This window comes from Mycobacterium sp. 4858 (assembly GCF_900240975.1).
In the GTDB taxonomy this organism is placed as follows: Bacteria; Actinomycetota; Actinomycetes; order Mycobacteriales; family Mycobacteriaceae; genus Mycobacterium.
Genome location: NZ_LT968776.1, coordinates 1,490,290 through 1,512,170, shown reverse-complemented (window position 1 = coordinate 1,512,170; position 21,881 = coordinate 1,490,290). Strand labels below are relative to the sequence as shown.

At 69.7% G+C, this 21,881-nt stretch carries 24 protein-coding genes; 19 read left to right on the top strand and 5 right to left on the bottom strand.

Annotation, left to right across the window (positions count from 1 at the left end; genetic code table 11):
* Positions 1-12 precede the first annotated feature (12 nt).
* The 4 genes from C1737_RS15665 to C1737_RS15650 are packed head-to-tail and all read left to right on the top strand — an operon-like array spanning position 13 to position 3,482.
* Entirely contained in the window at positions 13-1,674 is a 1,662-nt protein-coding gene (locus C1737_RS15665; protein WP_102418841.1) for a uroporphyrinogen-III synthase, read from the top strand.
* Positions 1,674-2,654, top strand: coding sequence for a porphobilinogen synthase (gene hemB, locus C1737_RS15660; RefSeq protein WP_082975092.1), 981 nt, complete (start codon positions 1,674-1,676; stop codon positions 2,652-2,654). Before C1737_RS15665 ends, hemB begins: the two co-directional genes overlap by 1 nt.
* Position 2,655: 1 nt before the next feature.
* Positions 2,656-3,222: a DUF3093 domain-containing protein gene (locus C1737_RS15655; RefSeq protein WP_199182857.1), complete on the top strand. Its 567-nt coding sequence runs from the start codon at positions 2,656-2,658 to the stop codon at positions 3,220-3,222.
* On the top strand, positions 3,219-3,482 hold the full coding sequence (locus C1737_RS15650) for a hypothetical protein (protein WP_102418840.1): 264 nt from the start codon (positions 3,219-3,221) through the stop codon (positions 3,480-3,482). Before C1737_RS15655 ends, C1737_RS15650 begins: the two co-directional genes overlap by 4 nt.
* Here C1737_RS15650 and C1737_RS15645 read toward each other — a convergent pair.
* Positions 3,469-3,885 carry an STAS domain-containing protein gene (locus C1737_RS15645; protein WP_068097487.1) on the bottom strand — a complete coding sequence of 139 codons (417 nt, stop codon included), beginning with the start codon at positions 3,883-3,885 and terminating at the stop codon, positions 3,469-3,471. The two genes, C1737_RS15650 and C1737_RS15645, sit on opposite strands and share 14 nt — an antisense overlap.
* Positions 3,886-4,209: 324 nt before the next feature.
* On the opposite strand from C1737_RS15645, the gene C1737_RS15640 reads away from it, so the two are divergent.
* Together C1737_RS15640 and C1737_RS15635 are read left to right on the top strand one after the other, a co-directional pair.
* The gene (locus C1737_RS15640; protein WP_199182976.1) at positions 4,210-5,448 is read left to right on the top strand and encodes an acyltransferase; all 1,239 of its coding nucleotides are present in this window, start codon (positions 4,210-4,212) and stop codon (positions 5,446-5,448) included.
* 91 nt (positions 5,449-5,539) lie between these two features.
* Positions 5,540-6,226: a GDSL lipase gene (locus tag C1737_RS15635; RefSeq protein ID WP_197509018.1), complete on the top strand. Its 687-nt coding sequence runs from the start codon at positions 5,540-5,542 to the stop codon at positions 6,224-6,226.
* 314 nt (positions 6,227-6,540) lie between these two features.
* Here the strand turns inward: C1737_RS15635 and C1737_RS15630 are convergent, their stop codons facing one another.
* Complete coding sequence (locus C1737_RS15630) at positions 6,541-7,407, bottom strand: alpha/beta hydrolase (RefSeq protein ID WP_369807530.1); 867 nt, start codon at positions 7,405-7,407, stop codon at positions 6,541-6,543.
* 417 nt (positions 7,408-7,824) lie between these two features.
* Here C1737_RS15630 and C1737_RS15625 point away from each other — a divergent pair, with 417 nt between their 5' ends.
* Genes C1737_RS15625 through C1737_RS15610 form a run of 4 tightly spaced genes read left to right on the top strand, consistent with a single transcriptional unit; the run spans position 7,825 to position 12,548 of the window.
* Positions 7,825-8,979: an LLM class flavin-dependent oxidoreductase gene (locus tag C1737_RS15625; protein WP_102418838.1), complete on the top strand. Its 1,155-nt coding sequence runs from the start codon at positions 7,825-7,827 to the stop codon at positions 8,977-8,979.
* A 4-nt stretch (positions 8,980-8,983) separates the two neighbouring features.
* Positions 8,984-10,342: an MFS transporter gene (locus C1737_RS15620; protein WP_102418837.1), complete on the top strand. Its 1,359-nt coding sequence runs from the start codon at positions 8,984-8,986 to the stop codon at positions 10,340-10,342.
* A gap of 56 nt (positions 10,343-10,398) precedes the next feature.
* Complete coding sequence (locus tag C1737_RS15615) at positions 10,399-11,139, top strand: class I SAM-dependent methyltransferase (RefSeq protein WP_102418836.1); 741 nt, start codon at positions 10,399-10,401, stop codon at positions 11,137-11,139.
* A gap of 23 nt (positions 11,140-11,162) precedes the next feature.
* Entirely contained in the window at positions 11,163-12,548 is a 1,386-nt protein-coding gene (locus C1737_RS15610) for an amino acid permease (protein ID WP_102418835.1), read from the top strand.
* On the opposite strand, the gene C1737_RS15605 is transcribed toward C1737_RS15610, so the two are convergent.
* On the bottom strand, positions 12,517-13,014 hold the full coding sequence (locus tag C1737_RS15605; RefSeq protein ID WP_102418834.1) for an STAS/SEC14 domain-containing protein: 498 nt from the start codon (positions 13,012-13,014) through the stop codon (positions 12,517-12,519). The genes C1737_RS15610 and C1737_RS15605 overlap by 32 nt on opposite strands.
* Before the next feature lie 143 nt (positions 13,015-13,157).
* A complete protein-coding gene (locus C1737_RS15600) occupies positions 13,158-13,550 on the bottom strand; it encodes a nitroreductase family deazaflavin-dependent oxidoreductase (RefSeq protein WP_067917780.1) in 393 nt (130 codons plus the stop codon).
* Between the two features lie 73 nt (positions 13,551-13,623).
* Here C1737_RS15600 and C1737_RS15595 point away from each other — a divergent pair, with 73 nt between their 5' ends.
* The 8 genes from C1737_RS15595 to C1737_RS15560 are packed head-to-tail and all read left to right on the top strand — an operon-like array spanning position 13,624 to position 21,287.
* Positions 13,624-13,968 (top strand): hypothetical protein, encoded by a 345-nt coding sequence (locus C1737_RS15595; RefSeq protein ID WP_102418833.1) that lies wholly within the window; start codon positions 13,624-13,626, stop codon positions 13,966-13,968.
* Positions 13,969-14,019: 51 nt separating this feature from the next.
* A complete protein-coding gene (gene hemL / locus C1737_RS15590) occupies positions 14,020-15,363 on the top strand; it encodes a glutamate-1-semialdehyde 2,1-aminomutase (RefSeq protein WP_102418832.1) in 1,344 nt (447 codons plus the stop codon).
* Positions 15,363-15,971, top strand: coding sequence for a histidine phosphatase family protein (locus C1737_RS15585; RefSeq protein ID WP_067917774.1), 609 nt, complete (start codon positions 15,363-15,365; stop codon positions 15,969-15,971). The genes hemL and C1737_RS15585 overlap by 1 nt, the downstream gene beginning before the upstream one ends.
* 2 nt (positions 15,972-15,973) lie before the next feature.
* Positions 15,974-16,561 (top strand): TlpA disulfide reductase family protein, encoded by a 588-nt coding sequence (locus tag C1737_RS15580; protein WP_102418831.1) that lies wholly within the window; start codon positions 15,974-15,976, stop codon positions 16,559-16,561.
* Positions 16,558-17,337, top strand: a complete 780-nt coding sequence (locus C1737_RS15575; protein ID WP_067917770.1) for a cytochrome c biogenesis CcdA family protein — start codon at positions 16,558-16,560, stop codon at positions 17,335-17,337. The genes C1737_RS15580 and C1737_RS15575 overlap by 4 nt, the downstream gene beginning before the upstream one ends.
* Positions 17,338-17,384: 47 nt before the next feature.
* Positions 17,385-18,974 (top strand): cytochrome c biogenesis protein ResB, encoded by a 1,590-nt coding sequence (locus C1737_RS15570; RefSeq protein WP_199182974.1) that lies wholly within the window; start codon positions 17,385-17,387, stop codon positions 18,972-18,974.
* Positions 18,971-19,948, top strand: coding sequence for a c-type cytochrome biogenesis protein CcsB (ccsB, locus tag C1737_RS15565; protein ID WP_067917766.1), 978 nt, complete (start codon positions 18,971-18,973; stop codon positions 19,946-19,948). Before C1737_RS15570 ends, ccsB begins: the two co-directional genes overlap by 4 nt.
* 43 nt (positions 19,949-19,991) lie before the next feature.
* Complete coding sequence (locus tag C1737_RS15560) at positions 19,992-21,287, top strand: MinD/ParA family protein (protein ID WP_102419972.1); 1,296 nt, start codon at positions 19,992-19,994, stop codon at positions 21,285-21,287.
* A gap of 8 nt (positions 21,288-21,295) precedes the next feature.
* Here C1737_RS15560 and C1737_RS15555 read toward each other — a convergent pair whose 3' ends face one another.
* Positions 21,296-21,457, bottom strand: coding sequence for a hypothetical protein (locus C1737_RS15555; RefSeq protein ID WP_102418829.1), 162 nt, complete (start codon positions 21,455-21,457; stop codon positions 21,296-21,298).
* 46 nt (positions 21,458-21,503) lie between these two features.
* On the opposite strand from C1737_RS15555, the gene C1737_RS15550 reads away from it, so the two are divergent.
* Positions 21,504-21,875 (top strand): DUF4229 domain-containing protein, encoded by a 372-nt coding sequence (locus C1737_RS15550; RefSeq protein WP_082973007.1) that lies wholly within the window; start codon positions 21,504-21,506, stop codon positions 21,873-21,875.
* Positions 21,876-21,881 lie beyond the last annotated feature (6 nt).

Below are 21,881 nucleotides of genomic sequence, written 5' to 3'. Positions count from 1 at the left end.
CTGGGAGCGACAATGACGACGCGAGGGCGTAAGCCGAGACCCGGCCGCATCACATACGTGGGTTCCGGTCCCGGCGACCCCGGGCTGTTGACCACCCGGGCCGCCACGGTATTGGCGAACGCCGCGCTGGTGTTCACCGACCCCGACGTGCCGGAGCAGGTGCTGGCGCTGATCGGCAAGGATCTGCCGCCGGTTTCCGGCCCGGCGGCACCCGCCGACGCCACGGCGGGCGACGGCGACGCCGCCTCGGGCGGTGCCGAGCAACCCGCGGTGATATCGGCCGGCCCGGACATCCGTCCCGCGCTGGGCGAGCCGGCGGAGGTGGCCAAGACGCTGACCGCCGAGGCTCGTGCCGGCGCCGACGTGGTGCGGCTGGTGGCCGGCGACCCGCTGACGGTCGACGCGGTCATCACCGAGGTGAACGCCGTCGCGCGAAGCCACCTGCACCTCGAGATCGTGCCCGGCCTGGCGGCGACGGGCGCCGTGCCCACCTATGCGGGGCTGCCGCTGGGCTCGTCGCACACGGTCGCCGACGTGCGCGACCCAAACGTGGACTGGGACGCTTTGGCCGCGGCGCCGGGCCCGCTGATCCTGCAGGCCACCACGTCGCACCTGGCCGACGCGGCGCGGACCCTCATCGAGCACGAGCTGGCCGAGACCACTCCGTGCGTGGTGACGGGGCACGGCACCACCTGTCAGCAGCGGTCGATCGAAACCACCTTGGGCGGCCTGACCGATTCGGCCGTGCTGGGAGGGACCGATCCGGCGGGCCCGTTGACCGGGCCGCTGGTGGTGACCATCGGCAAGACCGTGGCCAGCCGGGCGAAGCTGAACTGGTGGGAGAGCCGCGCGCTGTACGGCTGGACCGTGTTGGTGCCGCGCACCAAGGACCAGGCCGGCGAGATGAGCGAGCGGCTGACGGCGTACGGCGCCCTGCCGATCGAGGTGCCGACCATCGCCGTCGAGCCGCCGCGCAGCCCCGCGCAGATGGAGCGGGCCGTCAAGGGCCTGGTCGACGGCCGGTTCCAGTGGGTGGTGTTCACCTCCACCAACGCGGTGCGCGCGGTGTGGGAGAAATTCGGCGAGTTCGGTCTGGACGCCCGGGCGTTCTCGGGGGTGAAGATCGCCTGTGTCGGCGAGTCCACCGCCGACCGGGTCCGCGCGTTCGGGATCAGCCCCGAGCTGGTGCCGGCCGGTGAGCAGTCGTCGCTGGGTCTGCTGGACGACTTCCCGCCGTATGACAGCATTTTCGACCCGGTGAACCGGGTGCTGCTGCCGCGCGCCGACATCGCCACCGAGACGCTGGCCGAGGGCCTGCGCGAACGCGGTTGGGAGATCGAGGATGTCACCGCCTACCGGACGGTGCGGGCCGCCCCGCCGCCGGCGGAGACCCGGGAGATGATCAAGACCGGCGGATTCGACGCCGTGTGCTTCACCTCCAGCTCCACGGTGCGCAACCTGGTCGGCATCGCCGGCAAGCCGCACGCGCGGACCATCATCGCCTGTATCGGTCCCAAGACCGCCGAGACCGCCGCCGAGTTCGGCTTGCGGGTGGACGTGCAGCCCGAAACGGCCGCCGTCGGCCCGCTGGTCGACGCGTTGGCCGAACACGCCGCGCGGTTGCGCGCCGAGGGCGCGCTGCCGCCGCCGCGTAAGAAGAGCCGCAGGCGGTAGTGGCCTACCCGCGGCAGCGTCCGCGCCGGCTCCGCTCCACCCCGGCGTTGCGTCGTCTGGTGGCGCAAACATCTTTGGAGCCAAGGCATTTGGTACTGCCGATGTTCGTCGCCGACGGTATCGACGAACCGCGCCCGATCGCGTCGATGCCCGGGGTCGTGCAGCACACCCGCGATTCACTGCGCAGCGCCGCGGCCGATGCCGTCACCGCCGGGGTGGGCGGGCTGATGCTGTTCGGGGTGCCACGCGACGAGGACAAGGATCTGACGGGGTCGGCCGGCACCGACCCCGACGGCATCCTCAATCTAGCCCTGCGGGACCTGGCCAAGGATCTCGGCGACGCGACGGTGTTGATGGCCGACACCTGCCTCGACGAGTTCACCGACCACGGCCACTGCGGTGTCCTCGACGCCAGGGGCAGGGTGGATAACGACGCGACGCTGGCCAGGTACGTCAAACTGGCTGTGGCACAGGCGGAATCGGGCGCGCACGTGGTCGGGCCCAGCGGAATGATGGACGGGCAGGTGGCCGCGATCCGCGACGGGCTGGACGCCGCGGGTTACGCCGACGTGGTGATCTTGGCGTATGCCGCGAAGTTCGCCTCGGCGTTCTACGGCCCGTTCCGCGAGGCGGTCAGTTCCAGCCTGTCCGGCGACCGGCGCACCTATCAGCAGGAGGCGGGCAACTTTCGCGAGGCGCTCCGCGAGATCCGGCTGGACCTGGACGAGGGTGCGGACATGATCATGGTCAAACCCGCGATGAGTTACCTCGATGTGGTGGCCGCCGCGGCGGACGTCTCACCGGTGCCGGTGGCCGCCTACCAGGTCTCGGGTGAGTACGCCATGATTTGCGCTGCGGCCGCCAACAATTGGATCGATGAGCGTGCGGCGGCGCTGGAGTCGTTGACCGGCATCCGCCGCGCCGGAGCCGACATCGTGCTGACCTACTGGGCCGCGGACGCGGCCGGTTGGCTTTCGTGAAATGGGGCTGGCGGTGAATTCCGAGACTGCAGCCAGCGGCGCCGAACCGAAGCGGTTGTTCTACGAATCGGGCGCCAGCTGGATCTGGGTGCTGTGGGGCCCGGTGGCGGCGGGCGCGATGATCCTGATCGAAGTCTGGAGCGGCGCCCCGGTGTCCTTCCTGATCCCGGTGATCTTTCTGGTCCTGGTGTCGGGGTTCGTCGGGTTGCAGGTCAAGGCGGCGCGGATCCACGTCTCGGTCGAGCTGACCGAAGACTCCCTGCGCCAGGGCACCGAAACGATCCTGGTGCGCGAGATCCTGCGGGTGTATCCCGAACCCGAGCACCACGAAGCGTCCGGCAAGGAGCTGGCGCGGTGGCAGTCGGCGCGGGCGCTCGGCGAATTGGTCGGGGTGCCCCGCGGCCGGATCGGCATCGGCCTCAAGCTGACCGGGGATCGCTACGCCCAGGCCTGGGCGCGCCGGCACCGTGAGCTCCGCGCCGCGCTTACCCCGCTGGTTCAGGAGCGGGTCGAACCCGCCGATGTCACCGACTCCGAAGGTGACGACGACGGCGGAGCCGCACCGTGAGCGCGCGCTACCGGAGTTCCCGGGCCCTGTTGGAACTGAGCCTGGCCTGCGCGGCGCTGATCGGCGCGGGGGTGAGCTGGTCGCGGTCCCATCACACGGTGGGGGTGGCGCCCATCGCCGACGGGCAGCCGTTCACCACGTCGGTCGTGTATGACCCTCAGCTGCTCTTGCTGACCCTGCTGCTGCTGACGAGCGCGGGGGTGCTGGCGGTGGTCGGAACCGCCAGGTGGCGCCGTGAGCGCCGCGTCAAGACGTCCTGACCAGCGACAGGGCCATCCGGCGCCGCCTCGCGATGGCGTCGGCCACGTCGTGGAGCGCCTCGTGCACCGAGCAGGTGGCGCCGTCACCCAATGATTCGGCGACCGCGGGGCTCGCGACCAAGGTCCACTGCACCCCTGCGGCGCGGCAGTCCTCGTCGAAGGTTTCCAAGAGCGAAATGCCCGCCTCAGCAAATTGGCTCACGTCGCCCATGTCCAGCACCACACGGTCCTCGCCGAGGATGAAACGCCGAATGTGGTCGCCCACTTGGTCGGCATTGAGGGCGTCGATCTCACCTCGAATGGTCACCACCGTCGCCAGCTGACGGCGGTGGGCCCGAACCCGGGCGCCCTCGCAGCGAAAGACGCCGTTTTGCTCCTGCGTCAGCACGTCGGCGATCGTCATGGGCACCCCTCATTCTCCGTGCCGTTCGCTGTGCCTTCTGACGCTAAACCGCAAGCTTAAGGAGGCTGGAAGCCGCAACTAACGTTTTGGTAAGAAGCCATTTTCATGGCGGTTTTGGCGCCGCTCGAGCAAAGGTCGGCTCGCCTCGATTTCCGGTGAAAGACCGCATGCCACACCACAACCGTCCGCGCATCGGGGCGATTGCGCTGCTAGGCTGCCATGGCTACCGGTTGCGAGGCGGGGGCTTGCAGAAAATCGCGTGGTCGCCCGGTCAGCCGAGCTTAACGGCGAATGGAACAGCGGAGCCCAGGCGGAAAGAGCATCGTGCGCGGCGCAGAGATCAGGGGAGAGATCAAGGCCCTGACGGGACTGCGCATCGTCGCGGCGCTGTGGGTGGTGCTGTTTCACTTCCGGCCCATGCTGGGCGACGTGGGGCCCGATTTCCGCGACGCCCTCGCGCCGGTGCTCAACTGCGGAGCCCAGGGCGTCGACCTGTTCTTCATCCTCAGCGGGTTCGTCCTGACCTGGAACTACCTCGATCGGATGGGCCGGTCATGGTCCACCCGCGCGACCCTGCACTTCCTGTGGCTGCGGCTGGCCCGGGTGTGGCCGGTGTACCTGGTCACCCTGCACCTGGCCGCCCTGTGGGTGATCTTCACCCTGCACGTCGGCCACGTGCCGTCACCGGACGCCGGCCAGCTCACCGCGATCAGCTACGTCCGCCAGATCCTGCTGGTGCAGCTGTGGTTCGTGCCGTTCTTCGACGACTCGAGCTGGGACGGACCGGCCTGGTCGATCAGTGCCGAATGGCTGGCCTACCTGCTCTTCGGCCTCCTGGTGCTGGTGATCCTGCGGATGAAGCAGGCGACGCGGGCGCGGAGCCTGATGGTGCTGGCGTTCGCCGCGGCGTTGCCGCCGGTGATCATGTTGCTGGCCAGCGGCCACTTCTACACACCGTGGAGCTGGCTGCCGCGGATCGTCACCCAGTTCATCGCCGGCGCGCTGGCCTGCGCCGCGGTGCGCAGGCTGCGGCTGACCGATCGCGGCCGCCGTGTCGCCGGCTACCTGTCGCTGCTTCTGCTGGGCGCCATGGTCGGCGTCCTCTATTGGTTCGACGCGCACCCCATCTCCGGCGTCGTGGAGAACGACAGCGGAGGGGTGGTCGACATCCTGTTCATTCCCTTGGTGATCACGCTGGCGATCGGCGTCGGCAGCCTGCCCAGGGTGCTCTCAACCAGGTTGATGGTGTATGGCGGGCAGATCTCGTTCTGCCTGTACATGGTTCACGAACTGGTGCACACGGCGTGGGGCTGGTCGGTGGAGCAGTTCGAGCTGCGGCCGCAGGACAATCCGTGGAAATGGAATGTCATTGGCCTGCTTGCGATTGCCGTGGTCATCTCGATCGCGATGTATCACTTCGTCGAAGAGCCCGCCCGCCGCTGGATGCGCAGGATGGTGGACGTCAAAGCCGTCACCGCGAGAAGCGAGCCCGATGAGCCGCCGAGCGGCAAGGTTCATCCGATCGACCGCTCGCTGGAAGCGGTTTCGGCTCGCGCGGTGTGACGGTTGTCTTAGCGCCCAGCCGCGGACGGCGGGCGGATAATCGATGAAAACGTGGTGGCACATGGCGATGCCGTTGACGGGGGAGGTAGTGGTGAGTCGTCTGGCCACCTTTGTCATCGGTCTGATGTTTCTGGTGGGCGTCGGCATCGCATACCCCGCTCAGGTGCGCACCTATGACACCTTGACCCTGGATTTCCGGCTGAACCACGTGGCCGTCGTCGGGGACTCGTACACCACCGGCACCGGCGAGGGTGGTCTGGGCCCCAGGTCGTGGCCCGCCCGCGCCTGGGACTTGCTGGCCGTGCGGGGCGAACGGATCTCGGCCGACGTCGCCGCCGAGGGCAGGGCCGGCTATGGCATCCCCGGCGACCACGGCAGCGTGTTCGAGGACCTGACCGCCCGGGCCGTCCAGGGCGACGACGTGCTGGTGGTGTTCTTCGGATCTCGCAACGACGAGCCCATCGACCCTAATGTGGTCGGTGAAAAGGCCCGTAGCACATTCGATTTGGCCCGCCGGCTGGCGCCGTCCGCGAGGTTCCTGGTGATCGGGCCACCGTGGCCGACGGCCGACGTCCCCCTGCCCATCCTGCAGATCCGCGACGCGCTCGGCGCGGCGGCCGGGGCCGCGGGGGCGACATGGGTTGACCCGATCGCCGAACGCTGGTTCGTCGGCAGGCCCGATCTGATCGGGGCGGACGGCGTGCACCCCAACGATGCCGGGCACCAATACATGGCGGACAAGATCGCGCCGCTGATCCGCACGCAGCTGTCGACCTGAGCTGCGCCCGGGCGGTTCAGTCCTCGGCGTGCCGCTCGTAGTCCCACCGCTCCAGGCGCGCTTGCAAGTTCAGCAAGCCGAACCCGGCGATCGGAGCGGCGGCCGCTATGCAGGCCAGCAGCAGCGGAGTCATCCCCTCAACCTCCCAAAACCCTTCGCTGATATGACGTTCGTCGGCCACCGGAAGTTCATTTCCGCGCACCCAGCGGCCCGGGCGCGGCCCTGCTGATCCCGGGTCGGAATCCGGTCCGCTTCACCGCCCGCTCGACTTGGCGGGTGCGGAGTTGGCTCGGCCGGATGGTCATCGGTCTGCGCTAGGTCGCCATCCAGGCGAGCTCGCCGGGCAACTGCGCCCGCCAGTAGCCGATGTCGTGGCCGCCCATCGAGAAGCTCCCCGCCGGTGGCGTTTTCAGTTGGTTCACGAATTGCCGGGTGGCGAAATAGAACCGGTCGAAGGTGCCGCAATCCACCCGCAACGGAATCTGCGACAACGCCGGCACGCCCAGCACGGTGTTCTTCGCCCAGTCGTCTTCGCTGTCGAAGGCCTTGGGGGCGGTTTCGGCGAACGAGGTGTACAGCGCCGGGCTGATGGCGCAGATCCCCGCGGTCCGCGCCGGCCCGAGCTTGGCGCCCAGGTGCAGCGCCCCGTATCCGCCCATCGACCACCCCAGGAAGCCCACCCGGGACGTGTCGAAGCCCATCGTCGAAAGCATCGGCAACAGCTCGTCGAGCACCATGGCGCCGGCGTCGGTGCCGTCGGCCCGCTTGTGCCAGTAGGAATCGCTGCCGCCGTCGACTCCCACGACAGCGAACGGCGGCTTGCCCTCCTTGACCAGTTGGGCCAGGCCCCTCTCGACACCGCAGTCGAGCATCATGGTGGCGTCGCCGTCCTTGCCGTGCAGGGCTATCACGGGGCGCAGCGTCCCGGTTTGGCCCGGCGGCAACGCGATCACGTAATTCGTCTTCACGCCCCCGCGGGCGGCGGAGACGAACGAGCCGGTCAGCTTCGTGGGTAGGTTGCTGCTCGCCGCCGACGGCTCGAACGGGGCCGGCGCTTGCGGCAACGTCGCGGCGAGCGGCCTGACCGGATCGAGCAGGGCACTTAGGGCGAACACGCCAGCAGCTCCCAGGCCGGTGCCGACTCCCATCCGCAGCACCGCCCGGCGTGTCAGGTCAGGCATGATCGCAATGATGCCGCGCTGACCGGGCATTCTCGCCCGAGCCACGCCGAATTGGAAGCATTGTGTGATCTCGCGTGACCTGTCGGTCTCCAACCGGTTACCTGCGGTGCACCGGGCACCTGCTCGAGGGCGGGTCTGGTGGCCGAGTTGCGGCATCGTGATACGACCGCCGTGGGGCGGCGGTCGTGTGGTGGGGCCGTCTGAAAAGCTTCTATCCCCTTGTGCGGCAATGGAAGTCGGTGCGAACGCGACGTCGCGGCGCGGACACCGATTCGGGCCGGCCGACCGCCTTCCGCCGTGGCGACCCGCCGCCGGGTGGGGATGCAATCTCGACGGTTTCAACCCTCGCGCACCCGGCGGGACTTTCGCAGTATGGAGCTTTCGTGCTTGGCGTCGTAGACCGAAAGAGGATTGAGGATGACTCTGGCGTTCCATTGGTTCCTGCCGACCTACGGCGATTCGCGGAACCTGGTGGCGGGCGGGCATGGCACGCCGATGTCCGGCGACCGGCCGGCGACGCTGAAGTACCTGCGCCAGATCTGCGCGGCCGCCGAAGACAATGGCTTCGAGGCGGTGCTCACGCCCACCGGATTGTGGTGTGAGGACGCCTGGTTGACGACGGCGATGCTGGTCGAGGCCACCGAGACGCTGAAGTTTCTCGTCGCCTTCCGGCCGGGGCTGCTGAGCCCCACCCTGGCCGCCCAGATGGCCGGGACTTTCCAGCGGCACTCGAACGGGCGACTGCTGCTCAACGTCGTCACCGGCGGCGAACCGCACGAGCAGCGGGCCTACGGCGATTTCCTGGACAAGGAGGCGCGGTACGCGCGCACCGCCGAGTTCCTGCAGGTGGTGCGCCGGCTCTGGACGTCGTCGGAGCCGGTCACCTTCGCCGGCGAGCACATTCACGTCGAGGGCGCGCAGCTGAACAACCCACCCGATCCGGTACCGGCGGTGTTCTTCGGCGGATCGTCGGCGTCGGCCGGCCCCGTCGCGGCCGAGCATTCCGACGTGTATCTCACCTGGGGGGAGCCGGTCAAAGCGGTGGCGCAGAAGCTGGACTGGATCCGCGGGCTGGCCGTGGACGCCGGCCGGATCCTGCAGTACGGCCTGCGGATTCATGTGATCAGCCGCGACACCTCCGAGCAGGCGTGGGCCGAGGCCGACCGGTTGCTGGCCGCCGTCGACCCGGCCGACGTCGAGCGGGTGCAGGCCAGCCTGGCCCGCAGCGAATCGGAGGGGCAGCGCCGCATGCTGGACTTGCACGGCGGCAGCAGCGGCCGGCTGCTGGTCGGGCCCAACCTGTGGGCCGGCGTGGGCCTGGTGCGCGGGGGAGCGGGCACCGCGTTGGTCGGGTCGCACGCCGAGGTCGCCGAGCGGTTGGCGGAGTACGCCAACCTCGGCATCACCCACTTCATCCTGTCGGGATATCCGCACCTGGAAGAGGCCTATTGGTTCGGCGAGGGCGTCCTGCCGTTGCTGGAGCGAAAGGGCCTGTGGCGCCACCCCAATCGGACCAACCGTCAGTCGCACCCGGTGACGGCGACGCCGTTCGCGGTCGCCTCGGCCCACTAAGGCCATGGCCGCCACCTTGCCCGCGCCGCCGATCGGCGGCGCGGGCCCCAACCTCACGGTCCCCGAGCCCGTCGCGCAGCAACGGCGGCGCCTGCGCACGGTCGTCGCGGCGAGCCTGCTGGGCACCACCGTGGAGTGGTACGACTTCTTCCTCTACGCCACCGCCGCGGGCCTGGTGTTCAACAAGGTCTTCTTTCCCGGCCAGAGTTCTCTGGTCGGGACCCTGCTGGCGTTCGCGACGTTCGCCGTCGGGTTCGTCATGCGCCCGGTGGGCGGCCTGGTGTTCGGGCACATCGGGGACCGGATCGGGCGCAAGCGCAGCCTGGCGCTGACCATGCTCATCATGGGCGTCGCCACGGCGCTGATCGGGGTGTTGCCCACCGCCGCCCAGATCGGGGTGTGGGCGCCGCTGCTGCTGTTGGGGCTGCGGATCCTGCAGGGTTTCGCCCTCGGCGGCGAGTGGGCCGGCGCCGTGCTGCTCGCGGTCGAGCACAGTCCCGGAGGCCGGCGGGGCCGCTTCGGGGCCATCCCGCAGATCGGTCTGGCGCTCGGATTGGCCTTGGGCACAGGCATATTCGCGCTCCTGCAAATCGCCCTGGGTCCGGCCCGCTTCCTGGCCTTAGGTTGGCGGATCGGATTCCTGCTGAGTCTGGTGCTCGTGGTGATCGGCATCGTGGTCCGGTTGCGGGTGGAGGAGACCCCGGCTTTCCGGGCTTTTCAGGAGCTGCGGCCCCTCGATGCCACGGCCAGCGTGCCCATCCGCGAGATCGTCCGCGAACCCCGAGCTCGCCGAAACACCCTGTTGGGCTTGCTGTCTCGCTGGGCCGAGGGATCGGCCTTCAACACCTGGGGCGTTTTCGCCATCAGCTACGCCACCGGGGCGCTGGGCTTCGACCGGGTGTCGGTGCTGGTGGTGGTGACCATCGCGGCCCTGTTGATGGCGGTGCTGATACCCGTCTCCGGGGTGCTGGCCGACCGGTTCGGCGCCCGCCGGGTCTATCTGGCCGGTGTCGCCTGCTACGGCATTGCGGCTTTTCCCGCGTTCGCGTTGTTCGGCACCAGGAACCTGGTCTGGTTCGGCGTGGCGCTGATCGTGGTGTTCGGTGTGGTGCACGCGCTGTTCTACGGGGCGCAGGGGACGCTGTACTCGTCGCTGTATCCCACCGGCTCCCGCTATACCGGTCTGTCGTTCGTCTACCAGTTCTCGGGCATCTACGCCTCCGGCGTGACCCCGATGATCATGACTGCGCTCATCGCCGCCCTCGGCGGCGCGCCGTGGCTGGCGTGTGGGTACCTGGTGGCGACGGCCGTCATCAGCGTGCTTGCCACCGCGCTGATCCGTGAGCAAGACCTCCACCTTTGAGCTGACTTCGCACTATTGTCGTTCCCGTCGGGGAGCCGCGAGGAAGCGAGAAGGCAATGACTGACGCGAACGTCGCCGGTTTCGAGCCGCTGTACGACGAGGCGGCACCTTTCGACGGGCGGATCCCCTGGGACATCGGTGGCCCGCAGCCGGCGGTGCAGCAGCTGGTGGCCTACGGCGGCGTCCGCGGCGAGGTGCTCGATCCGGGAACTGGTCCGGGCTATCATGCCATTCACTTTGCCGCGCAAGGGTATTCGGCAACCGGCATCGACGACTCGCCCTCGGCCATCGAGCTCGCGAAGCGCAACGCCGAACGGGCCGGCGTTCAGGTCGACTTCCAGGTGGCCGACGCCACCAAGCTCGAGGGCTTCGAGGGCCGGTTCGACACCGTGGTGGACAGCGCCTTCTATCACATTTTCCTGAACGACGAGGCCGCCCAGACGCGCTACGCGCAGGCGCTGCACCGGGCCACCAAGCCGGGGGCGCGGCTGTACATGTTCGAGTTCAGCCCCCACAACGTCAACGGCCTGCAGTGGACCGCCATACCCGCCGACAACTTCGAGCGGGTCTTCGGCGCCAACGGCTGGCGCATCGACTACCTGGGCGGCACCACCTACCAGGCCCGCTTCCTCAAGGAGACGTTCGACGCCATGAAGACGTTCGCCTCCGAGCAGCAGGGCGAGATTCTGCAGCGGATGCGACCGCTGGTGCACCGGCTGGGTGTGATCGACCCGCTGCTGGAAGACCACCGGGTGCACCTGCCGGTGTGGTCCGTGGTGGCCACCCGCCTGGACTGATCGCGCGACGGCACCGTCGGAGCATGGCCGGTACTGGACAACTGCGCCAAGGGCTGTCGCAGCGCCAACTCAGCATGATCGCGCTCGGCGGCGTCATCGGCGCCGGCCTGTTCGTGGGCTCCGGGGTGGTGATCAAGGACACCGGGCCCGCGGCGTTCCTGACGTACGCGCTGTGCGGACTGCTGATCGTGCTCGTGATGCGCATGCTGGGCGAGATGGCGGCCGCGGACCCGTCGACCGGATCGTTCGCGGATTACGCCGCCAAGGCTCTGGGCGGCTGGGCGGGGTTTTCGGTCGCCTGGCTGTACTGGTACTTCTGGGTGATCGTGGTCGGCTTCGAGGCGGTCGCGGGCGCGAAGGTCCTCAACTACTGGTTCCACGCGCCGCTGTGGCTGCTGTCGTTGTGCCTGATGGTGTTGATGACGCTGACCAACCTGTTCTCGGTGTCGTCGTTCGGCGAATTCGAATTCTGGTTCGCCGGAATCAAAGTCGCGACGATCGTGCTCTTTCTCGCCGTCGGGACGGCGTTCGTCCTGGGTCTGGTGCCGGGCCATGCCGGCGGACTGGCCAACCTGACCTCGCACGGCGGGTTCTTCCCCAAGGGTGTCGGGGCGGTGTTCGCCGCCATCGTGGTGGTGATCTTCTCGATGGTCGGCGCCGAGATCGTCACCGTGGCCGCCGCTGAAAGCCGGGATCCGGCGCTGGCGGTGCAGAAGGCGACGAGATCGGTGGTGACACGGATCGGTGTCTTCTTCGTCGGTTCGGTCTTCCTGCTGGTGGTGATATTGCCCTGGGACTCAGTGGAAGTCGGCGCCTCGCCGTACGTGGCCGCGCTCAAACACCTCGGACTGCGCGGCGCCGATCAGGTGATGAACGCCGTGGTGCTCACCGCGGTGTTGTCCTGCCTGAACTCCGGGCTCTATACGGCCTCGCGCATGCTGTTCGTGCTCGCCGACCGGGGAGAGGCCCCGGCGCGGTTGGTCAGGTTGAGCGGGCGGGGCGTTCCGCACGTCGCCATCCTGTGCTCCTCGGCGGTGGGGTTCGGTTGCGTCGTCATGGCGCGTGTCGCGCCCAACACCGTGTTCCTCTTCCTGCTCAACTCGTCCGGCGCCGTCATCTTGTTCGTCTACTGGCTCATCGCGCTGTCGCAGATCATCCTGCGCCGCCGCACCCCGGCCGAAAAGCTGCGGGTGAAGATGTGGTTCTTTCCCGTGTTGTCGATCCTCACCCTCGCGGGAATCACCGCCGTGCTGGTGCAGATGGCATTCGATCGCTCGGCGCGCAGCCAATTGTGGCTGAGCCTGCTGTCGTGGGCGGTGGTCGTCGGGTTGTACTTCGCCGCCCGGGCGCGCGGCCGAATCCCGCTGGAGCGCTCCGCTATTCGCGGACGCGGCGGCGTCGATTCGTGACGCCGTAGGAGACGACAAACTCGCCGAGGCTCAGCACTGCGGCGGCCGTTCCACCGAAGAACGCCTTGGTCATATCGAGGGCTGACACGGCGGCGGCTTGGGGTAGCAGCGCCAGCCATCGGACCGCGTCGTCGCGTTCGGCGTTGTCGTACACCCGCACCGGCAGGGGCATCCACCTACCGATGGCACGGCTAGGTGCCCGAACCCAGCCGATATCGGTCACCACAGCGCAGCCGTCGAGCAGTCGCAAGTAGTCCAACCCGAGTCGGGTGTCCGCCCACAATGCTCCCGCTGTGATGCGTTGAAAGCCGGGGCCGAACTGGTAGAGCAGCCGCATCCGGCTTCCCGTCCGTCGCGCCCGATCGACCAGCGGCGCGAAGACCCGCTCGTAATCTGCCGCGGTGACCGTCCCCCCGGCCTCCAGCGCCTGAATGCCGGGCGGCATGCCGGGCAGAGCCTTCAGCACGACGACCCCCTCTCGGGAAACCGCATTACTAGCCTAGTGCAACTATTGCAAAGGGATATGGTTAGCGCAAGAGGCGTATCCCGCGTCCACCCTCCAGGTCTGGCGGCCGACGGCTGGGTGGCGGTGACACCCGCGTCGCCGCCTCAGTCGGTGATCGTCAACAGCACCGCGTCCTCGAACGGCAGCCCGGCGAATACCGCCCGGCCCCGCGTCACGTGCTCCGCCGCTTCGGCCTTGCTGACCACCTGCGGGTCGGCGATGCCGAAGTCCTTGCCGTTGCGGCGCATCCGCCCGCCTCCGGCGGCGGTGAGGTTCTTCAGCCAGTCCCGGTCGGGCCCGTAAGTCAGCATGATCGCCACCCCGGGCTTGCCGTCGACGTCGGCGCTGAACACTGTCACCGGTGTGCGGTAATGCGTGCCCGAGCGGCGGCCGGCGTGCTCCACGATCCCGTACGGTGGCAGCCAGCCGGCCCACAGCCGCTGAACCGGGTTGGTGACGTGACGGTTGAACCGGGCGAGGGACTGCGGCATCTGCATACCGCCATCCAACTCGCCTGCACCGCCCGGCATCAACCGAACTTTTCGAGACGTTCGGGTCTAGTGTCTTAACATGAGCGACTCGCCGGGTAACGAAGCGGGCCAGCGCGCCGACGAGCTGCTGCGCCGGGGCCGAGACCTCGCCGCCCGCAAGCCCATCACCCCCCAAGACGTCGAGCGCGCCACCGACCGCGCCGAGCACGCCCACGAGCGCGACCAGGAGGCTCACCGCCGCGATCTGCGCCGCCACTACGAGGCCGCCGCCGCGCACGAGCGGGCCGCCGAAATCCACGAGCTCGCGGTCGTCGAGGGCCTCGGGAACGTCGACGAGCACCGCCGCGCGGCGGAACGAGAACGCGAGGCCGCGCGCCGCAACTTTCAGGCCGCGCAAGAAGCCGACCGGCAAGGCGAAGGCTGACTGCTACACCCTGTAGTTGAACCGGCCGCGGAGGCTGGGACACTGGTAGTCATGGGTAGCAGTGACCAGGCGACCGCGCACGCCGCGACGACGGCGGCGTCGGCCCGGCTGTTTCAGCAGGCCTGCGCCGTCATCCCCGGCGGGGTCAACTCGCCGGTGCGGGCGTTCACCGCGGTGGGCGGGACCCCGCGCTTCATCACCGAGGCGCAGGGCTGCCGGCTCACCGACGCCGACGGCAACCGCTACGTCGACCTGGTCTGCTCCTGGGGGCCGATGATCCTCGGCCACGCGCACCCCGCGGTCGTCGAGGCCGTCGTCCAGGCGGCGACCCACGGCCTCTCGTTCGGCGCGCCCACGCCGGGCGAGAGCCAGCTGGCCGCCGAGATCATCGCGCGGGTGCCGCCGGTCGAACGGATACGGCTGGTCAACTCCGGCACCGAGGCCACCATGAGCGCGATCCGGCTGGCGCGCGGGTTCACCGGCAGGCCCAAGCTCGTCAAGTTCTCCGGCTGCTACCACGGCCACGTCGACGCGCTGCTCGCCGACGCGGGTTCGGGGGTGGCGACGCTCGGCCTGCCGTCCTCGCCCGGGGTCACCGGCGCGGCGGCGGCCGACACGATCGTTCTGCCCTACAACGACATCGACGCGGTGCGGCAGACATTCGCCGAGTTCGGCGATCAGATCGCCGCGGTGATCACCGAGGCGAGCCCCGGCAACATGGGCGTCGTCCCGCCCGCGGCCGACTACAACGCCGGGTTGCGCGCGATCACGGCCGAGTACGGCGCGCTGCTGATCGTCGACGAGGTGATGACCGGGTTCCGGGTGAGCCGAAGTGGTTGGTATGGAATCGAACCCGTCGCGGCAGACCTGTTCACCTTCGGCAAGGTGATGAGCGGCGGGCTGCCCGCCGCCGCGTTCGGTGGGCGCGCCGAGGTGATGGAGCGGCTGGCGCCGCTGGGGCCGGTGTATCAGGCCGGCACGTTGTCCGGCAACCCGGTGGCGGTGGCCGCCGGCCTGGCGACACTGCGCGCCGCCGACTCCGGGGTCTACGCCGCTCTGGACGCCAACGCCGACCGGCTGGCCGCCATACTGACCGAGGCGTTGACGAACGCCGGTGTGCCACATCAGCTTTCGCGGGCCGGCAACATGCTCAGCGTGTTCTTCTCCGAGGAGCCGGTGACGGACTTCGCGTCCGCGCGGGCCAGCCAGACCTGGCGCTACCCGCCGTTCTTCCACGCCCTGCTGGACGCGGGCGTCTACCCGCCGTGCAGCGCCTTCGAGGCCTGGTTCGTCTCCGCCGCGCTGGACGACGCGGCGTTCGACCAACTCGCCGACGCCCTGCCCAACGCAGCCCGCGCGGCGGCCGAAGCGGCCGCCGGAGAGGACAAACCCTGATGGCCGAGCAGACCCGGGTCCACGTCGTGCGTCACGGCGAGGTGCACAACCCCAGCGGCGTCCTCTACGGCCGGCTGCCCGGATTCCACCTGTCCGACCGGGGCCGTGAACAGGCGGCCGCGGTCGCCGACGCGCTGGCCGGCCGGGACATCGTCGCGGTGGTCGCCTCACCGCTGCAGCGGGCCCAGGAGACCGCCGCGCCCATCGCCGCCAAGCACGGCGTCGCCGTGGACACCGACCCCGACCTGATCGAATCGGCCAACTTCTTCGAGGGCCGCCGCGTCGGCCCGGGTGACGGCGCCTGGCGCGACCCGCGGTTCTGGTGGCAGCTGCGCAACCCGTTCACCCCGTCGTGGGGCGAGCCGTACGCCGAGATCGCCGCGCGGATGAGCACGGCGGTGGACAAGGCCCGCGCCCGCGGAGCCGGCAGTGAGGTGGTGTGCGTCAGCCATCAACTGCCGGTGTGGACGCTGCGGCTGCACCTGACCGGCAGGCGGCTGTGGCACGACCCGCGTCGCCGGGAGTGTGGGCTGTGCTCGATCACCACGCTGGTGTACCAGGGCGACCGGCTCGTCGACGTCGAGTACGCCGAACCGGCGGCGCCTTGATCATGCGGCGGCTGACGATGGCCGGGGTCGTGCTGACGACCCTGGTCACCGGCTGTTCTTCCGGTCGCGACGCCGTGGCCCAGGGCGGCACCTTCGAATTCGTCTCGCCCGGCGGGAAGACGGACATCTACTACAACCCGCCGTCGGGCCGCGGCCACCCCGGTCCGCTGTCCGGGCCGGACCTGGCCGACCCGGCCCACCCGCTGTCGCTGGACGATCCGATCTTCGCCGGCCGGGTCGTCGTCATCAACATCTGGGGGCAGTGGTGCGGCCCGTGCCGGGCCGAGGTCAGCCAACTGCAACAGGTGTACGACGCCACCCGCGACGCCGGGGTGTCCTTTCTGGGCATCGACGTACGCGACAGCAACCGGCAGGCGGCGCTGGACTTCGTCAACGACCGCCACGTCACCTTCCCCTCCATCTACGACCCGGCGATGCGCACCCTGATCGCGTTCGGCGGCAAGTACCCGACCACCGTCATCCCGTCGACGCTCGTGCTGGACCGCCAGCACCGGGTCGCGGCCGTGTTCCTGCGCGAACTGCTGGCCGCCGACCTGCAGCCCGTGGTGCAGAAGGTGGCCCGCGAGTGACCGGATTCACCCAGATCGCCGCCGCCGGGCCGCTCCTGGTGGCCCTGGGTGTGTGCGTGCTGGCCGGTCTGGTGTCGTTCGCCTCGCCCTGCGTGGTGCCGCTGGTGCCGGGCTACCTGTCCTACCTGGCGGCCGTGGTCGGCGTGGACGAGCAGCCGCTACCCGGCCAGGTCAAGGCGCCGCCGTCGGCGCGGTGGCGGGTCGCGGGCTCGGCCGCGCTGTTCGTCGCGGGCTTCACCACAGTGTTCGTCCTGGGCACGGTCGCCGTTCTCGGCATGACGACCACACTCATCACCAACCAGCTGCTGCTGCAGCGGGCCGGCGGCGTGCTGACGATCGTCATGGGCCTGGCCTTCGTCGGCCTCATCCCGGCCCTGCAGCGCCAGGCCAGGTTCAGCCCGCGCCAGCTCACCACCGTCGCCGGCGCGCCGCTGCTGGGCGCGGTGTTCGCGTTGGGCTGGACCCCGTGCCTGGGGCCCACGCTGGCCGGCGTGATCACCGTGGCCTCGGCCACCGACGGTGCGAGCGTGGCCCGCGGAATCGTCCTGGTGATCGCCTACTGCCTGGGCCTGGGCATCCCGTTCGTGCTGCTGGCCCTCGGTTCGGCGGGCGCCGTGGGGGCCCTGGGCTGGCTGCGCCGCCACACCCGGGCCATCCAGATCTTCGGCGGCGCGCTGCTCATCACGGTCGGTGCCCTGCTGGTGACCGGGGTGTGGAACGACTTCATCTCCTGGCTGCGCGACGCCTTCGTGTCCGATGTGAGGCTGCCGATTTGAGGCGCGCACTCGCCTGGGGGCGCAACACCTGGCGCGCGTTGACCTCGATGGGCACCGCGCTGGTGCTGCTGTTCCTGCTCGCGCTGGGCGCGATCCCCGGTGCGCTGCTGCCGCAGCGCAGCCTCAACGCCGGGAAGGTCGACGACTACCTGAAAGCCCACCCCCTGATCGGGCCGTGGCTGGACCGGCTGCAGGCGTTCAACGTGTTCTCCAGCTTCTGGTTCACCGCCGTCTACGTGCTGTTGTTCGTCTCGCTGGTCGGCTGCCTGACCCCGCGGATGATCGAGCACGCCCGGAGTCTGCGGGCCATCCCGGTGGCCGCGCCGCGCAACCTGGCCCGGTTGCCCAAGCACGCCAGCGCCCAGATCCACGCCGACGCCGACGAGCTCAACGCCCTGGCCAACACGATCACCGGCCGGCTCCGCGGCTGGCGCACGGCGATCCGGCACGAGGGCGAAGTCGTCGAGGTGTCCGCCGAGAAGGGTTACCTGCGCGAGTTCGGCAACATCGTGTTCCACTTCTCGCTGCTGGGCCTGCTGGTCGCGGTGGCCGTCGGCAAGCTGTTCGGCTACGAGGGCAACGTCATCGTCATCGCCGACTCCGGGCCGGGTTTCTGCTCGGCCTCGCCGGCCGCGTTCGACTCGTTCCGGGCCGGCAACACCGTCGACGGCACGTCGCTGAACCCGATCTGCATCCGCGTGAACGACTTTCAGGCCCACTACCTGCCGTCGGGGCAGGCCACGTCGTTCGCCGCCGACATCGACTACCAGGCGGGCCGGGACCTGGCGGCCAACAGCTGGCGGCACTACCTGCTGGAGGTCAACCACCCGCTGCGCGTCGGCGGTGACCGGGTGTACCTGCAGGGCCACGGCTACGCGCCCACGTTCACCGTGACCTTCCCGGGCGGGCAGACCCGCACGTCGACCGTGCAATGGCGGCCCGACAACCCGCAGACGTTGCTCTCGTCGGGGGTGGTGCGCATCGACCCGCCCGCCGGCAGCTACCCGGGCGCCGCCGAGCGCCGCCAGCACGAGATCGCCATCCAGGGCCTGCTGGCGCCCACCGAGCAGCTCGACGGGACGCTGTTGTCGTCGCGCTTCCCGGCGCTCAACGCCCCCGCTGTGGCCGTGGACATCTACCGGGGCGACACCGGGCTGGACACCGGGCGGCCGCAATCGCTGTTCACGCTGGATCCCCGGCTGATCCAGCAGGGCCGGCTGACCAGGGAGAAGCGGGTCAACCTGCGCGCGGGGCAGGAGGTGCGCATCGACCAGGGGCCGGCGGCGGGCACCGTCGTCCGCTTCGACGGCGCGGTGCCGTTCGTCAACCTGCAGGTCTCCCACGATCCCGGGCAGAGCTGGGTGCTGGTCTTCGCCATCACGATGATGGCCGGGCTGGTGGTATCGCTGCTGGTGCGCCGCCGCCGGGTGTGGGTCAGGCTCACTGAGGTGGGTGGCGAGGCGGCCGGTACGGTGAACGTCGAATTGGGCGGGCTCGCGCGCACCGACAACTCCGGGTGGGGCGACGAGTTCGAGCGGTTGACGGAGCGGGTGCTGGACGGTCTGGGCGAGTCCGGCGCGGCGCAGTTACTCAACCCCCCCGCCTCCGGAAGGAGTTCTCAGGTGGACGTCAAATGAACACGGTGCACGTCAACATCGGCTTGGCGCGGTACTCCGACTGGGCGTTCACGTCGGCCGTCGTGGCGCTGGTCATCGCGTTGCTGCTGTTGGCCTACGAGCTTGCCTATGCGGGCGGCCGCCGCGTCGACCAGCGCGAGCGGGTGCTGGCGGGCGCGGTGTCCTCCGACGGCTTCACCCCCGGCATCGTGGACGACGCCCCGCGGCGGCCGCTGGACGAGCGTGTCGGGCGGGCCGGGCTGGCCGTCGTCTACCTCGGTATCGGGCTGCTGTTCGCCTGCATCGTGCTGCGCGGCCTGGCCACCCTGCGGGCGCCGTGGGGCAACATGTACGAGTTCATCAACCTGACCTGCATGTGCGGGCTGCTCGCCGGGGCCTTCGTGCTGCGCCGCCCGCAGTATCGCCCGCTGTGGGTCTTCCTGCTGGTGCCGGTGCTGATCCTGCTGACGGTCTCCGGACGCTGGCTCTACACCAACGCCGCCCCGGTGATGCCCGCGCTGCAGTCCTATTGGCTGCCCATCCACGTGTCGGTGGTCAGCCTGGGTTCCGGGGTGTTCATGGTCGCCGGCATCGCCAGCATCCTGTTCCTGCTGCGGACCTCACGCCTGGGCGACGACGACTCCGACGGCGCCGTGGCCCGGATGCTGCGGAGGTTCCCCGACGCGCAGACGCTGGACCGCGTCGCCTACCGGACCACGATCTTCGCCTTCCCGGTGTTCGGCTTCGGGGTCATCTTCGGCGCGATCTGGGCCGAGGAGGCCTGGGGCCGGTACTGGGGCTGGGATCCCAAGGAGACCGTGTCCTTCGTCGCATGGGTGATCTACGCCGCCTACCTGCACGCCAGGTCGACGGCGGGATGGCGGGACAGGAAGGCGGCCTGGATCAACGTCGCCGGGTTCGTGGCCATGGTCTTCAATCTGTTCTTCGTTAACCTGGTCACCGTGGGCCTGCATTCGTATGCGGGCGTGGGGTGACCGCCAGCGACCGACCCGGGTAACACAACAAGGGGGAGTGCACGTGTCAGACCAGCCATCGGCGGGCGTGGGGGCGCCCGATCAACCGACCACGCAACTGGCTCCGCAGGGGCCGTCGGACCCGCCGTCACCAGCCGCGGACGAGGCGCCGGCCGACGCCGGCGACGCGCCGACCCGCGCCTTCGCCGGGTTCCGCACCCAGGGGCGGGCCTCCGGCCCCGAGCGGCGTGAGGCGGCGCCGCCGACCATGCCCAGGCCCGCCGGGATGCCGCCGTGGGATTCCACCCCGGTGACCGGTATCCCACGGGTCGACCCGCCGGCGTACGGCGCCTACTACACGGGCCCGGCCGAAGCGGCGCCCATGCCGGTCCCGCCGCGGCCCGAGCCGCTGCCGCACACGCCGTACCCGGAGCTGTCCACCGGTATGTTGCTGCGGCCGGTCAAGCCGCCACCGTCGGCGGGCTGGCGCCGGATGCTCTACGACCTGTCCGGCCACCTGATCAACCTGGGGGAGAGCCCCCGGGCAGCCCGCTACAACAACCTGGTGGCGCAGGTGAACCGGCCGTTGCGCGGTTGCTACCGGATCGCGCTGGTGTCGCTGAAGGGCGGTGTCGGCAAGACGACCATTGCCGCGACCATGGGCGCGACCTTCGCCTCCATCCGCGGTGACCGGGTGATCGCGGTCGACGCCAACCCCGACCGGGGCACCCTGAGCCAGAAGATCCCGCTGGAGACGGCGGCGACGGTGCGTCAGCTGCTGCACGACGCCGGGAGCATCGAGCGCTACAGCGACGTCCGCCGCTATACCTCCAAGGGCCCCAGCGGGCTGGAAGTGCTGGCCTCGGAAACCGACCCGGCCATCTCGGAGGCGTTCGGCGCCGACGACTACACGCGGGTCTTGGACGTCCTGGAGCGGTTCTACGGTTTGGTGCTCACCGACTGCGGGCCCGGGCTGCTGCATTCGGTGATGTCCTCGGTGCTGGACAAGGCCGACGTGCTCGTCGTCGTCAGCTCCGGGTCCATCGACGGCGCGCGCAGCGCGTCGGCGACGCTGGACTGGCTGGACGCGCACGGCCACGAGGAGATGGTCCGCAACTCGATCGCGGTCATCAACGGGGTCCGGTCACGGACGGGCAAGGTCGACATGAACAAGGTGGTCGACCACTTCTCCCGCCGCTGCCGCGCGGTCCAGGTGGTGCCGTTCGACCCGCACCTCGAAGAGGGCGCCGAGATCGACTTGGACCGGCTGAAGCGGTCTACCCGCGAGGCGCTCACCGAACTGGCGGCCATCGTCGCCGACGGATTCCCGGGCGACCAGCGCAACCCCGGGGTCGCCTAGAGCGAGCCTTAGCGGGGGTTGTTGTCCCCGTGACCCAACCGCCGCAAGAACTCTGGATCGTCGTCGGGCCCGATGACGCGGGTCTTGGGCCGATTGATTTGCGACCGCGCCGTACGCCAGCCAACGTAGATCAGCGTCCCCAGAATCAGGACGAGCAGCAGGTAGAGCACTCAACACCTCCTTTGACGAATATACCCGCGTCGTAGGCTCTCCCCTGTGCCAGAAGGAGCTAGCGACAACAGCACTGGGGACCGCGCGGACGAAGGCGGCGCGCGGGGCACCCGCCATCGGGCGGTCGTCGACGTTTCGCTCTACGCGGCCGCGCGACTGCTGCTGGCGGTGGCGCTCGCCGCCGCGATCTACGGGGCGGCGCGCCTGATGGGCGTCCGCGAGTTCCCGATCGCGGTCGCCGCGTTGTTCGCCCTGATCATCGCGATGCCCCTGGGCATCTGGCTGTTCGGCCCGCTGCGCCGCCGCGCCACCGCGTCGCTGGCGATCGCCGGTGAGCGCCGGCGCCGGGAGCGCGAACAGCTACGGGCGCGGTTGCACGGCGACGCGCCGCCCGACGAGGGGAGCGATGACGGGTGAAGACCG